General features: G+C 70.9%; 12 protein-coding genes. 5 read left to right on the plus strand and 7 right to left on the minus strand.

The window, feature by feature from the left end:
* Window positions 1–151 precede the first annotated feature (151 nt).
* Together ilvD and FHX82_RS15595 are read left to right on the plus strand one after the other, a co-directional pair.
* Window positions 152–1,996 carry a dihydroxy-acid dehydratase gene (gene ilvD / locus FHX82_RS15590; protein WP_145939261.1) on the plus strand — a complete coding sequence of 615 codons (1,845 nt, stop codon included), beginning with the start codon at window positions 152–154 and terminating at the stop codon, window positions 1,994–1,996.
* Between the two features lie 69 nt (window positions 1,997–2,065).
* Window positions 2,066–2,677 carry an NAD(P)-dependent oxidoreductase gene (locus tag FHX82_RS15595; protein ID WP_145939262.1) on the plus strand — a complete coding sequence of 204 codons (612 nt, stop codon included), beginning with the start codon at window positions 2,066–2,068 and terminating at the stop codon, window positions 2,675–2,677.
* Here the strand turns inward: FHX82_RS15595 and FHX82_RS15600 are convergent.
* Entirely contained in the window at window positions 2,674–3,306 is a 633-nt protein-coding gene (locus FHX82_RS15600) for a DoxX family protein (protein WP_145939263.1), read from the minus strand. The genes FHX82_RS15595 and FHX82_RS15600 overlap by 4 nt on opposite strands.
* Window positions 3,307–3,432: 126 nt before the next feature.
* Between FHX82_RS15600 and FHX82_RS15605 the strand changes: the two genes are divergently transcribed.
* Window positions 3,433–4,629 carry a PQQ-dependent sugar dehydrogenase gene (locus FHX82_RS15605; RefSeq protein WP_145939264.1) on the plus strand — a complete coding sequence of 399 codons (1,197 nt, stop codon included), beginning with the start codon at window positions 3,433–3,435 and terminating at the stop codon, window positions 4,627–4,629.
* Between the two features lie 33 nt (window positions 4,630–4,662).
* Window positions 4,663–5,250 carry a DinB family protein gene (locus FHX82_RS15610; protein WP_145939265.1) on the plus strand — a complete coding sequence of 196 codons (588 nt, stop codon included), beginning with the start codon at window positions 4,663–4,665 and terminating at the stop codon, window positions 5,248–5,250.
* Window positions 5,251–5,431: 181 nt separating this feature from the next.
* Here FHX82_RS15610 and FHX82_RS15615 read toward each other — a convergent pair whose 3' ends face one another.
* The 5 genes from FHX82_RS15615 to gatC all read right to left on the minus strand — a co-directional run bounded on the left by FHX82_RS15615 (window position 5,432) and on the right by gatC (window position 10,968).
* Window positions 5,432–6,460, minus strand: a complete 1,029-nt coding sequence (locus FHX82_RS15615; protein WP_145939377.1) for an IS110 family RNA-guided transposase — start codon at window positions 6,458–6,460, stop codon at window positions 5,432–5,434.
* A 467-nt stretch (window positions 6,461–6,927) separates the two neighbouring features.
* Window positions 6,928–7,395 (minus strand): hypothetical protein, encoded by a 468-nt coding sequence (locus FHX82_RS15620; RefSeq protein WP_145938899.1) that lies wholly within the window; start codon window positions 7,393–7,395, stop codon window positions 6,928–6,930.
* Between the two features lie 281 nt (window positions 7,396–7,676).
* Window positions 7,677–9,182 carry an Asp-tRNA(Asn)/Glu-tRNA(Gln) amidotransferase subunit GatB gene (gatB, locus tag FHX82_RS15625; protein WP_145938898.1) on the minus strand — a complete coding sequence of 502 codons (1,506 nt, stop codon included), beginning with the start codon at window positions 9,180–9,182 and terminating at the stop codon, window positions 7,677–7,679.
* Window positions 9,179–10,672, minus strand: a complete 1,494-nt coding sequence (gene gatA / locus FHX82_RS15630) for an Asp-tRNA(Asn)/Glu-tRNA(Gln) amidotransferase subunit GatA (protein WP_145938897.1) — start codon at window positions 10,670–10,672, stop codon at window positions 9,179–9,181. Before gatA ends, gatB begins: the two co-directional genes overlap by 4 nt.
* Window positions 10,669–10,968, minus strand: a complete 300-nt coding sequence (gene gatC, locus FHX82_RS15635; RefSeq protein WP_145938896.1) for an Asp-tRNA(Asn)/Glu-tRNA(Gln) amidotransferase subunit GatC — start codon at window positions 10,966–10,968, stop codon at window positions 10,669–10,671. The genes gatA and gatC overlap by 4 nt, the downstream gene beginning before the upstream one ends.
* Window positions 10,969–11,183: 215 nt before the next feature.
* On the opposite strand from gatC, the gene FHX82_RS15640 reads away from it, so the two are divergent.
* Window positions 11,184–11,837: an ACT domain-containing protein gene (locus FHX82_RS15640; protein ID WP_145938895.1), complete on the plus strand. Its 654-nt coding sequence runs from the start codon at window positions 11,184–11,186 to the stop codon at window positions 11,835–11,837.
* A 414-nt stretch (window positions 11,838–12,251) separates the two neighbouring features.
* Here FHX82_RS15640 and FHX82_RS15645 read toward each other — a convergent pair whose 3' ends face one another.
* Window positions 12,252–12,746, minus strand: coding sequence for a GNAT family N-acetyltransferase (locus tag FHX82_RS15645; RefSeq protein ID WP_145938894.1), 495 nt, complete (start codon window positions 12,744–12,746; stop codon window positions 12,252–12,254).
* Between the last annotated feature and the right edge of the window lies 1 nt (window position 12,747).

Here is a 12,747-nt window from a genome sequence, read left to right on the forward strand (position 1 = left end):
CTCGTGTTGCGCCGGGTTACGCCGATTACCGGCACTGGAGAAGGGCTGGTGATCTGCGGTTTCCCACATTCCGGTCACCACTGCGCCGGAATTCGCCGTCCTTGAGCCGCCGCGTGCGGGGAGTGATCCGGACGGGCGTAACCTCGGTGCCATGCCTGCTCTGCGCTCCCGAACCACCACCCACGGCCGCAACGCCGCGGGCGCCCGTTCCCTGTGGCGGGCCACCGGCATGACCGACAGCGACTTCGGTAAGCCGATCGTGGCGATCGCCAACTCCTACACCCAGTTCGTGCCGGGCCACGTACACCTCAAGAACCTCGGCGAGATCGTCGCCGAGGCCGTGGCCGAGGCCGGTGGCGTGGCCCGCGAGTTCCACACGATCGCGGTGGACGACGGGATCGCGATGGGGCACAGCGGCATGCTCTACTCGCTGCCCTCGCGCGAGATCATCGCGGACTCCGTGGAGTACATGGTGAACGCGCACCAGGCCGACGCGCTGGTGTGCATCTCCAACTGCGACAAGATCACGCCGGGCATGCTCAACGCCGCGATGCGGCTCAACATCCCGACGGTGTTCGTGTCCGGCGGGCCGATGGAGGCCGGCAAGGCCGTCGTCGTCGGCGGGGTCGCGCAGGCGCCCACCGACCTGATCACCGCGATCTCGGCCTCGGCCAGCCCGGAGGTCGACGAGGACGGGCTGTCCATTGTGGAGCGCTCCGCGTGCCCCACGTGCGGCTCCTGCTCGGGCATGTTCACCGCGAACTCGATGAACTGCCTCACCGAGGCGCTGGGCCTGTCCCTGCCGGGCAACGGGTCCACGCTGGCCACGCACGCCGCGCGCCGCGCGCTGTTCTCCGGCGCCGGGCGCACCGTCGTCGAGCTGGCGAAACGCTGGTACGAGCAGGACGACGAGAGCGTGCTGCCGCGGAACATCGCGACCAAGGCCGCGTTCGAGAACGCGATGGCGCTCGACATGGCCATGGGCGGCTCCACCAACACCGTGCTGCACATCCTCGCCGCCGCGCAGGAGGGCGAAGTCGACTTCACGATCGCGGACATCGACGCGATCGGCCGTCGCGTGCCGTGCCTGTCGAAGGTGGCGCCGAACTCCGACTACCACATGGAGGACGTGCACCGGGCCGGTGGCATCCCCGCGATCCTCGGCGAGCTGTACCGCGGCGGGCTGCTGAACGAGAATGTCACCGCGGTCCACTCACCCTCGCTGGACGAGTGGCTGTCGAAGTGGGACATCCGCGCCGAGTCGCCCGCGCCGGAGGCGATCGAGCTGTTCCACGCCGCGCCGGGCGGAGTCCGCACCACCGAGGCGTTCTCGACGGAGAACCGGTGGTCCTCTTTGGACACCGACGCCGAGGGCGGGTGCATCCGGGACCTCGCGCACGCGTACACGAAGGACGGCGGGCTGGCGATCCTGCGCGGCAACCTGGCCGAGAACGGCGCGGTGATCAAGGCCGCGGGCATCGAGGAGTCGCTGTGGCGGTTCCAGGGTCCCGCGCACGTGCTGGAGAGCCAGGAGGAAGCCGTCTCGGCGATCCTGGGCAAGAAGATCCAGCCCGGTGAGGTGCTCGTGATCCGCTACGAGGGTCCCGCGGGCGGCCCGGGGATGCAGGAGATGCTGCACCCGACGGCGTTCCTCAAGGGCTCGGGTCTCGGCAAGAAGTGCGCGCTGATCACCGACGGCCGGTTCTCCGGTGGCTCGTCGGGCATCTCGGTGGGGCACATCTCGCCGGAAGCCGCGTCGGGCGGCGTGATCGGTTTGGTGGAGAACGGCGACCAGATCCTGATCGACGTGCACGAGCGGAAGCTGGAGCTGCTCGTGGACGACGAGGTGCTGGCCGAGCGCCGCGCGAAGATGGACGCGAGCGAGCGCCCGTGGCAGCCGAAGGACAGGCAGCGCCCGGTCACGGCGGCCCTGCGTGCCTACGCCCGCATGGCGACCTCCGCCGACACCGGCGCGGTGCGCGACGTGAACCGCTGACGTTTCCCGCACGAAAGCTCCCCGCTCTTCCCCGGAAGGGCGGGGAGCTTTTTTGTCTACAGTGGCGGGATGAGCCGGATTCTGGTCTTCGGCGCCGCGGGGCGCACGGGACAGGTCGTCGTCGAGGAAGCGCTTCGCGCCGGGCACGAGGTGACCGCGGCGGTGCGGCGGCCCCGGGACCTGCCGTGCGAGGTGGTGCGGGCCGATGTCCTCGACGTGGAGAGCGTTCGCGCGGCGGCGAAGGGGCACGACGCGGTCGTGTCGGCGATCGGCCCGGCCGGGCGCAAGGCGGCCGGGCTGTACTCCGGGGCGGCGCGGACCTTCACCGCCGCACTGCCGGAAGCCGGGGTGTCCCGCCTGGTCGTGCTGTCGTCCGCCGGTGTCCGGCACGACGACCCGGCGTTCGCGCTGTGGTACCGCGTGGTCGCGCGCACCCTGCTGAACGAGCTGTACGGCGACATGCGGGAGATGGAGTCGATCCTGCGGGAAAGCACGCTGGACTGGACGTCCGTCCGCCCGGCCCGGATCACCGACGACGAGCCCACCGGCGACTACCGCGTCGGGGACGGTGCCACGCCCGCGGGTGGGCGGGAGATTCCCCGCGCCGACCTCGCGCGGTTCATCCTGGGCGCCCTCGACGAGCCGCGCTGGGTGCGGAGCGCGCCGACGCTCGCCCGTTAACGCCGGAACAGCAGCGTCACCGCGACGACGGCCCCGGCGGCGAGCACCAGCCCGACGATCCCGAACGGCAACGGCCTGCGGCGCCACGGCGTGTTCGTGTCCACCGAGATCCCGCCGGGCCCGGTGAACAGCAGCGCGAGCGCCAGCCCGGCGAGTACCAGGTGGTACTCGAACCCGTTGCCGTCGCCGAGGAAGAAGCCCGCGCGGTGCTTGAGGTACACGGCGTTCGCCGTCACGGCGAGCAGCGCGGCCGCCGCGGCCGGCGTGAACAGGCCCAGCACCAGCAGCGCGCCGCCGGCGATCTCCGTGACCCCGCCCAGCCACGACAGCAGCGTCGTCTGGCTCGTGTACCCCTGGTCACCCAGGATCTGCGAGAAGTCACCGATCCCGGGCCCGTCGAACAGGCCGAACACCTTCTGCAGGCCGTGGACGCCCAGCGTGCCGCCCAGCACCAGCCGCAGGATCAGCAGCCCGAAGCTCAGCCCGCTGTGCCACTGGGGCGACCGGCCGTCCTCGGCACCGAGGCGGTCCTCGGGCTCGGACAACTTCGTGTCGTCGTCCGCGGCCTCGAAGTAGCCGGAGTCCTCGAAGTAGTTCCGGCGGCCGTAGTCATCCTTGGAGCTCGTCACGCCGCGCAGAGTAGAGCACTACCCCCGATCGAGTGAATACTTTCCGTGCTCGTTTTCCGCCCCGGCACCCGAACTCACCGGGCCGCTTACCGGTGGCTCACGGAGATCCACCTAGGCTTGAGGTCTATGCGCATTCGGTGGGGACGGGCTCCGTGGCTGGTCGCGGCCTGCGGCGTCGTGCTCGCGGGCTGTGCGAGCTTCGACGACCGCGCCGCGGGCCAGACGTTCGAACCGGCCCCGGAGCTGAGCGCGCCGGCCGGGCCGCAGCCGCAACTGCCGGAGATGGACGGCAGTTCCGGGAGCGACGGCACCACGCAGCCGAGCGCGCCGCGCACGTCGGTCCCGCCGCCGCAGGGCTGCACCGACTTCGACAAGGCCGTGATCGCGACGTGCCTGGACACGGTGTCCGCGGTCGCGGCCCTGCCCGGTACCGACTCCGCGCCCGCCGCGCTGGCCGGGGAGCGCAAGAGCGGCCGGGTGCTGCAGGTCGCGAGTGGCGCGCCGGCGGCCGAGCTGATCAAGCTGGACGTGGTCGCGGCCGGGGACGGCGGGCTGACGGGTCTCGCGCTGTCGCCGACGTACTCCGAGGACCAGCTCGTCTTCGCGTACATCACGACGGCGACGGACAACCGGGTGGTCCGGTTCACGAAGGGCCAGCAGGCGAAGCCCATCCTGACGGGCATCCCGAAGGGCGCGACCGGCAACCGCGGCGCCCTGACCACGGACGGCAAGGGCGCGCTGCTCGTCGCGACGGGTGACGCGGGCAACCCGTCCGCGGCGGCGGATCCCGGTTCGCTGGCGGGCAAGATCCTGCGCATCGACACGTCCGGCAACGCGGCGCCGGGCAATCCCACGCCGGGCTCGCGGGTGTACGCGAGCGGGCTGCGCTCCCCCGGCGGCCTGTGCAAGGCGGCGGACGGCAGCAGGCTGTGGGTGACCGACCACGGCGACGCGGCGGACGTCGTCTATCGGGTGACGGCGGGTACTTCGCTGGCGGCTCCGGCGTGGACGTGGCCGGACAAGCCGGGCCTGGCGGGCTGCGCGGACGCCGGTGAGTCGCTGATGATCGGCACCTCGGTGGCGGGCAACGTCCAGCAGGTGCCGATCACACTGGACGGTTCGGTGGGCGGCCAGCCGAAGGCGATCATGGACGGGACGGACGGGAGCGGGTACGGGCGCTACGGCGGAATGGACCCGCTGAGCACCCAGTACGCGTTCGTGGGCACGGTCAACAAGGACGGCGGCCGGCCGGTGTCCAGCGACGATCGGGTCGTGATCATCCAGTTGCAGCCGAATCCCAGCGGCGGCAGCGGCAAGGACTGAGTTTTTGTCGGTGGTGGGTGGGAGCATTTCGGTATGTCTGATGCGAAGGCCGAACTGCGCGGCTACCTGCAGTCCGGGCGTGACGCCGTGTTGTGGAAGCTGGACGGCCTGTCCGAGTACGACGCGCGCCGCCCGATGACGCCCACGGGCACCAACCTGCTGGGTTTGGTGAAGCACCTGGCGGGCGTCGAGGCGGGATACTTCGGAGACGTCTTCGGGCGCCCGTTCGGTGAGCCCATCCCCTGGATGGCCGAGGACGCCGAACCGAACTCCGACATGTGGGCAAGGCCGGACGAGTCCCGCTCAGAACTGATCGACTTGTACCGGCGCGTGTGGACACACGCCGACGAGACCATTGAGATGTTGGCGTTGGACGCGAAGGGCCTGGTCCCGTGGTGGCCGCCGGAGCGCAGGGAGCCGAGCCTGCACCGGCTCCTGGTCCACGTGGCGACGGAGACCCACAGACACGCCGGCCACGCCGACATAGTGCGCGAGTTGATCGACGGCGCAGCGGGTTTGAGGCCAGACCGCGACAACCTCCCAGAAGGCGACCGTCAGTGGTGGGAGGGCTATCGGGACCGGCTGGAGCAGGCGGCAAGGGAGGCGGAGGCGCGAGGTTAGGGGCTATGAGCGAGGCCGAAGGTGAGCACTCCACGAACAAACCCGCCACCCCGCAACGAAAACGGAACCGGGCAATCCCTCCGCCCGGTCCTCCCCCGTCCCCGATACAAAGCCGTCATTAGCGGTTGGCTCGCCGTGTCAAGGGTCGCGCAGCGATCGCGAAGCGACGCCGAAGAAGCTTCTATGTCAAGTGGTGGTGGTCGGTTTGTAGTGCGTGGTAGATGACGTTGGTGAGGTGGCGTTTGAGGGCGCGGATGGCGGCTTTTTTGGTGGCGTGGGGGTGTTGCTGGGTCCAGCGGTCTCGGAATTGCTGGGCGGGTGGGTGGTGGATGAGCTGGATGAGGGCGATGCGGTGCAGGCAGGTGTTGAGTTGCCGGTTCCCGCCGCGGTTGAGCCGGTATTGGGGTGTGTTGGAGGACCAGACCGGGATGGGTGCGGTGCCGGTGTGCATGGCGAACGCGGCGGGGCTGCGGAAACGGGTGATGTCGGCGACTTCCCCGATCAGTTTGGCCGCGGCGAGGACGTTGATTCCCACGATCGCCATCAGGGTGGGTGCGATCGGGGTGACCAGCTCGCTCAGGCGTCGCTCGAGTATCAGGATCTGCTCGGTCAGCCGGGTGATGTCGGCCAGCAGGTCCAAGGCGATGTCGCGGCGGACACTGGCGGGCAGGGCCGCAACCATCCCGGTGAGGGCGTGCTGGCGGCGGCGCCCGGTCAGTGTCCGCGTCCCCTCGTCCAGCCCGGGTGCCAGGTCATGCAGGTGCCAGCGCAGCCGGCAGATCGCGGCGGTGCGGGCCGCCACCACCGTCTCCCGCCGGTCGATCAGCAACCGCAGGTCCAACGCGACCTGATCCAACCTCGCCGCAGGCAAACGCGGTTCACGCAGCGCGGCCCGGGCGATCGCGAGCGCGTCGATCGGGTCGGACTTGCCCCGGGTGCGGGCACTGGCCCGGCACGCGACCATCAGCTTGGGCGGTACCCACACCACCGCCGACCCCATCCCGATCAGCGTGCGCACCAGACGACCCGCCACCGCACGCCCGTCTTCCACCGCCCACCGCCGCTGCCCGAACCGCCCGGCCCACACCCACAACCGCAACACCCCGGCCTCGTCAGCCGCCACCGTCACCTGACCGAGCTTGCGACCCACCTCGTCCACCGCGACCGCGGTATGGGTGTGCTTGTGCGGATCAATCCCAATGACCACCATGGTTCTCGCGTGTCCTTCCACTCCAGGGCAGGCATGCACCCCGGGCCAGGCTGGACGGACACACCTCAGTCGAGTTGATGGATGGCGTCTCGTCCACGCTTCTATCAAGTCACGCCCAGCCGGCCCGGGACCCCGGCCACGCTGGACAATTCTTCGCCAAGCCAACCACCAACACGCAGGTGACAGCGCCCTTGAGAGTCACCACGCAACCGAGGACCAGACCCTAACCGCCACACGACGGCACCAACACCCCACCACTGAGGCGCCCTTGACGCGGCGAGTCAACCGTTAAACGATCGGCGATCGGGGCGGAGAGGGCCACCCCACGAGGGCGGCCACGCCCGGTCAAGTCCCCACCCGACGCAACCACCACCCACGCGCGCAGCGCGTCTTTTCACGCGCGCCAGCGCGGCTCCAAAGATCAAGAGATGCCTAGCCGGTGGGCAAGTCGGGTGTGTTCAAAGCGGCTACCTCCGCCGCAAGGCCCGCACGTCCAACCCCGCCGCGACCACCGACACAACCCCGCAGACCATCCCCAGGTACCGCCCCACGCCGCCGTAGAATCCGACGCCACCGGCCTCCAGCAGTTCCCTGGCGTCCTCGTCGAACTGCCAGCCGATGCCCAGCCACGCCAGCACCATCAGCACCAGCGCCACCGCCGCGCCGATCAGCCACAGGTGCGGCAGCCCGCTGATCCGCACCTTCGGCCGCTGCCCCAGCACCACGACGACCACCCCGGCCAGTGCGAGCAGCACCGGGCCGGACCACGCGAGGAACCCGGTGGTGAAGGCGTTCCGCGCGACCTCGCCCGACGGCAGGTCGTTCAGCGCGTCCTCGACGTCCTGCTGCGTCGCGGACAGGTTCGTCCACGGCAGGAACAGCGCACCGATCGCGACGAGTCCCGCCGCGAGCGCCACCCACTCCCGCCACGACACCCGGGAGAACGCAAAACTCGCCGAAACCTCGCCGCGGCGCCCGGATGCAGCGCCCGAAACCCCGCCAAGACGCCCGGACGCACCGCGCGAAGCCCCGCCACCACCCGCCGAAGCCTCGCCGCGGCGCCCGGACGCACTCCGCGAAGCCCCGCCGTCACCCGCCGAAGCCTCGCCACGACGCCCGGACGCACCGCCCGAAGCCCCGCCACCCGCCGGAGCCTCGCCGCGGCGCCGGAAAACGCCGCGTGAGGCTCCGCCGGGCTTCGTACCGCGAGCCACCGTCAGGCGCCGACCCGCTCGATGATCAGCTCTCGCACGCGTTTGGCGTCGGCCTGGCCCTTCGTCGCCTTCATGACCGCGCCGACGATCGCGCCCGCCGCCTGGACCTTGCCGCCCCGGATCTTGTCCGCGATGTCCGGCTGCGCCGCCAGTGCCTCGTCGACCGCCGCCAGCAGGGCCGAGTCGTCCGAGACGACCTTCAGGCCCCGCTTCTCCACGACCTCACGCGGCTCACCCTCGCCGGCGAGCACGCCCTGGACGACCTCCTTGGCCAGCTTGTTCGTCAGCTCACCGGACGACACCAGCGCGATGACCTCGGCCACCTGCTTCGGCGTGATCGGCAGGTCGGCCAGCTCGACCCCGCGGCTGTTCGCCTCCTGCGCCAGCGTGCTGACCCACCAACCACGCGCCTCGTTCGGCGACGCACCGGCCTCGACGGTCGCCGCGACGAGGTCGACCGCACCGACGTTCAGCAGGTCACGCAGCGCCTCGTCGGACAGCGACCACTCGGCCTGGATCCGCTTGCGCCGCTCGGACGGCAACTCCGGCAGCGTCGCGCGCAGCTGCTCCACCCATTCGCGCGACGGCGCGATCGGCACCAGGTCGGGCTCCGGGAAGTACCGGTAGTCCTCCGCGGTCTCCTTGGTGCGCCCGGACGACGTGGTGCCGTCGGCCTCCTGGAAGTGCCGCGTCTCCTGCTTGATCTTGCCGCCGTCGGCGAGCACCGCCGCCTGGCGCGTCATCTCGTACCGCACCGCGCGCTCGACGCTGCGCAGCGAGTTGACGTTCTTCGTCTCCGTCCGCGTGCCGAATTCCGTGGCACCGCGAGGCATGAGCGACACGTTCGCGTCGCACCGCAGCGAGCCCTGGTCCATCCGCACGTCCGACACGTCCAGCGCGCGCAGCAGGTCCCGCAGCGTGCTGACGTACGCCCGCGCCACCTCCGGGGCACGCGAACCCGTGCCGGTGATCGGCTTAGTGACGATCTCGATCAGCGGCACACCGGCGCGGTTGTAGTCCAGCAGCGAGTAGTCCGCGCCGTGGATCCGACCGGTCGCGCCACCGACGTGCAGCGACTTGCCGGTGTCCTCCTCCATGTGCGCGCGCTCGATCTCGACGCGCACGACCTCGCCGTCGTCGAGGGTCACGTCGAGGTAGCCGTTGAACGCGATCGGCTCGTCGTACTGCGACGTCTGGAAGTTCTTCGGCATGTCCGGGTAGAAGTAGTTCTTCCGCGCGAACCGGCACCACTCCGCGATCTCGCAGTTGAGCGCGAGGCCGATCCGGATGGCCGACTCGACGCCCTTGCCGTTGAGCACGGGCAGCGCGCCGGGCAGGCCGAGGCACGTCGGGCAGACGTGGGTGTTGGGCTCGCCGCCGAACTCGTTGGCGCAGCCGCAGAACATCTTCGTGTTGGTGTTGAGCTCGACGTGCACCTCGAGCCCCAGCACCGGGTCGTAGCGCTCCACGACCTCGGCGTAGTCCATCAGGTCGGCGACAGCAGTCACGCCGAAACCCCCTTCAGCTCCGGAAGCCGGTCGAGGAAATCGCCGCGCGCGACCTCGTAGGCCGCGCCGACCCGGTACAACCGGTCGTCGGCGAGCGCGGGCGCCATGATCTGCAGGCCCACCGGCAGTCCGTCCTCATCGGACAGTCCACTGGGGACGCTCATCGCGGCGTTGCCCGCGAGGTTGGCGGGAATCGTGCACAGGTCGGCGAGGTACATGGCCATCGGGTCGTCGACCCGCTCCCCGATCTTGAACGCCGTGGTGGGCGTCGTCGGCGAGACCAGCACGTCGACCCGCTCGAACGCGGCGTCGAAGTCGCGCGTGATGAGCGTGCGCACCTTCTGGGCCGAGCCGTAGTAGGCGTCGTAGTAGCCCGAGGACAGCGCGTACGTGCCGAGCATGATGCGGCGCTTGACCTCGGGGCCGAACCCGGCCTCGCGGGTGAGCGACATGACCTCTTCGGCGCTGTGCGTGCCGTCGTCGGCGACGCGCAGGCCGTAGCGCATCGCGTCGAACCGGGCGAGGTTCGACGAGCACTCGCTCGGCGCGATCAGGTAGTACGCGGGCAGCGCGTACACGAAGTGCGGGCAGGAGACCTCGACGACCTCCGCGCCGAGCGCGCGCAGCTGGTCGACGGCGGCCTCGAAGGAGCGCTGCACCCCGGCCTGGTAGCCGTCGCCGCTGAACTCCCGCACCACGCCGACCTTGACGCCCTTGAGGTCGCCGTGCAGGCCCTCGCGGGCGGCGGCCACCACCGGCGGCACCGGCGCGTCGATCGAGGTGGAGTCGAGCGGGTCGTACCCGGCGATGACCTCGTGCAGCAGCGCCGCGTCCAGCACCGTGCGGGCGCACGGGCCGGCCTGGTCGAGCGAGGACGAGAAGGCGACCAGCCCGTAGCGGGAGACCCCGCCGTACGTGGGCTTCACGCCGACCGTGCCGGTGACGGCGCCGGGCTGGCGGATCGAGCCACCGGTGTCGGTGCCGATCGCGAGCGGCGCCTCGAACGCGGCCAGCGAAGCCGCCGAGCCACCGCCCGAGCCACCGGGGATGCGCGCGTGGTCCCACGGGTTGTGGGTGGGGCCGTACGCGGAGTTCTCGGTGGACGAGCCCATCGCGAACTCGTCCATGTTGGTCTTGCCGAGGATCGGCACGCCGGCCTCGCGCAGCCGCCGCGTGACGGTGGCGTCGTACGGCGGGATCCAGCCCTCCAGGGTCTTCGACCCGACGGTGGTGGGCATGTCCTTGGTGGTGAGCACGTCCTTGAGCGCGAGCGGCACGCCGGCGAGCGCGGACGCCCGCTCCGGCGCCTCGTCGACGGCCTTCGCGGCGGCGAGCGCGCCCTCGGCGTCGACGTGCAGGAACGCGTGCACGAAGTCGTCGACCTGGCCGATGCGGTCCAGGTGCGCCTGCGTCACCTCGACGGACGAGACCTCGCGGGCGGCGATCTTCTCGGCCAGCTCGGCGGCGGTGAACTTTGTCAGATCGGTCACTGTTCCTCCCCCAGGATCCGCGGCACCCGGAAGCGGCCCTCTTCGGCGGCCGGCGCGCCCTGCAGCGCCTGCTGCTGCGTCAGCCCGGGGCGCACGACGTCGTCGCGGAAGACGTTGGTCAGCGGCACGGCGTGCGAGGTGGGCGGGATGTCGCCACCCGCGACCTCCTGCACCTTGGCGACCGAGTCCAGGATCTGGTCGAGCTGACCTGCGAAGACGTCGAGCTCGTCGTCGGTGACCGCCAGGTGTGCGAGCTTGGCGAGATGCGCGACCTCGGCACGGGAAATATTGGGCACGCGGGCTACTCCCGGAGTGTGCTGGGTAGGGGTTTCGGCACCCGCAAGTCTATGGCGGCCGCCCCGGGCGCTTCGACTGGGTTGTGCCAGCTCGCATGCGGAACGGTCTCGGTACGCGGACAGCAACTCCCGGGAGGACACTGGGTCTGTCACAATCAGCGGCCGGTGTGCGCTTCCGGGCAAGGCGGGGGCGCCAGTCCCGAAAGGGGTTCGCGTTGTCCTTCCTGATCCGGGTGCAGCTCCCGGACTCGCCCGGGACCCTGGGGGCGGTCGCCACGGCGCTGGGCACCATCGGGGCGGACATCCTCAGCGTGGACGTGGTGGAGCGCACCGGCGGCATCGCCATCGACGACCTGGTCATCGAGCTGCCGTCCGGCCGCCTGCCGGACGCGCTCATCACCGCCGCCGAGAGCATCCCCGGCGTGGAGGTCGATGCGGTCCGCCCCTACGCGGGCGTGCTCGACACCCACCGCGAGCTGGAGCTGGTGGAGGAGATCGCGGCCCAGCCCGCGTCGGGCCTGGAGACCCTGGTCGAGGGCGTGCCGCGGATCATCCGCGCCGGCTGGTCGATCGTGGTGACCGGATCCGAGGAGGGCGTGCAGCGGCTGGCGTCGTCCAGCGCGGCGCCCGAGGTGCCGATCACGCACCTGCCGTGGCTGCCGCTGGAGCGCGCCACTGTGCTCGACGGCGAGGACGACTGGGTGCCGGAGACCTGGCAGGAGCTGGGCACCGAGCTGGCGGCGACCCCGCTGGGCAAACCGGGCAGGGCGCTGCTGGTCGGACGACCGGGCGGCCCGATGTTCCGCGCCGCGGAGGTCGCGCGGCTGGCCCACTTCGCGGGCATTGTCGCCGTCGTACTCGACGGCTGAGGCGTCCTGACGGGATCGAGGCCGCGGTGCTGGCGCGCGGGCCTAACCGGCGTGATCGGCGACGCGCACCGAGAGCACTCGATGGCTGGCTCACCGCCTCGCGACCGCGCCCGTGATGTTGCGGGCCATCCCGCCGAAAACCCCGCGACGGCGCACGGCTGCGCGGGCGGGAGGCGCTCGACCGGGCGGAGCGGATCGTGCGCGAGGACAACGTCGGTCATCGGAGCCTTGGGGACGGCGGAATAGCAGGCGAGGCCGGGGCGGCGCCGTCGAACCGCTCGGCGCACGGCTGCGCGGGATGTGTCAGGCATTGGAGCGCCTGGGGGCGAGGGCGACTCGCGGAGCAGCAAGTAACAATGCGCCGTCTTGTGCAGCGGACGGTTCGACGGCACGGGAGCCTTACGTTCCAGTCGTTCAGAGCTCTGCCGCGTAGGCCCTCAGCCAGACGTTCGGGACCGGTTGCCAGTCGCGTTCGGGGAGGCGCTCGAAGCCCAGGCGGTCGTACAGGCGGTGGGCCGTCGTCATGCTTTCCAGGCTGGACAGCACCACTCGGCAGGCACCCAGCTCCCTCGCCCGGTTCAGCACCGCGCGGGTCAAAGCCTCGCCGACGCCGCGGCCTCGGGCCGTCGGCGCGGTGGACAGCATCCGGAACTCCAGCTCACCCTCCCTGGAGATCTCGGAGTACGGGGTGCCCGGGCGGACGATCGTGACCGAACCCAGCAACTCGCCCTCGTCGCTCACCGCCACCAGTAGTTCGCCCTGCTCGGCGCGGCGGGCGGCGTCGGCCAGTTCGTGCACGTACTCCGGATCCGCGACCAGCAGACCGTCGGCCTGGTACGCGGCTACCGTCATCGCACCGACCGCTTCGTGTTCCTCCGGCCGCACCGGGCGGACGACGATCTCACTCACC

This window comes from Amycolatopsis bartoniae (genome assembly GCF_014191255.1).
GTDB lineage: Bacteria > Actinomycetota > Actinomycetes > Mycobacteriales > Pseudonocardiaceae > Amycolatopsis_E > Amycolatopsis_E bartoniae.

Coding starts and splice junctions, on each gene's coding strand:
- ilvD (WP_145939261.1), top strand. CDS start 152: ATGCCTGCTCTGCGCTCCCGAACCACCACCCACGGCCGCAACGCCGCG.
- FHX82_RS15595 (WP_145939262.1), top strand. CDS start 2,066: ATGAGCCGGATTCTGGTCTTCGGCGCCGCGGGGCGCACGGGACAGGTC.
- FHX82_RS15605 (WP_145939264.1), top strand. CDS start 3,433: ATGCGCATTCGGTGGGGACGGGCTCCGTGGCTGGTCGCGGCCTGCGGC.
- FHX82_RS15610 (WP_145939265.1), top strand. CDS start 4,663: ATGTCTGATGCGAAGGCCGAACTGCGCGGCTACCTGCAGTCCGGGCGT.
- FHX82_RS15615 (WP_145939377.1), bottom strand. CDS start 6,460: ATGGTGGTCATTGGGATTGATCCGCACAAGCACACCCATACCGCGGTC.